This is a genomic window from Hyphomonas sp. UBA3601, assembly GCF_002375605.1.
Taxonomy (GTDB): domain Bacteria; phylum Pseudomonadota; class Alphaproteobacteria; order Caulobacterales; family Hyphomonadaceae; genus Hyphomonas.
Window position 1 is genome coordinate 10,619 of the sequence record NZ_DFME01000068.1, and the last position, 216, is coordinate 10,834.

Genomic DNA, 216 nt, shown 5'->3' on the forward strand with positions numbered 1-216 from the left:
GGATGGGCCATCATCGATCTGCGCCGAGGTCACAACCATGCGAGCGAGTTCTGCTTCGTCTGCAGCTGCCATACATATCATGCCCGGCAATGCACCAAGATATCCGATATCAAAGCTGCCCGCATGCGTTGCGCCATCAGCGCCAACAAGGCCTGCGCGGTCGATCGCAAACCGGACCGGCAATTTCTGGATCGCCACATCATGCACGACCTGATC

1 pseudogene is annotated in these 216 nt (G+C 57.9%); it reads right to left on the minus strand.

The window, feature by feature from the left end:
• Window positions 1-216, minus strand: a pseudogene (locus B4F73_RS07155) (1-deoxy-D-xylulose-5-phosphate synthase); the annotation flags it as partial.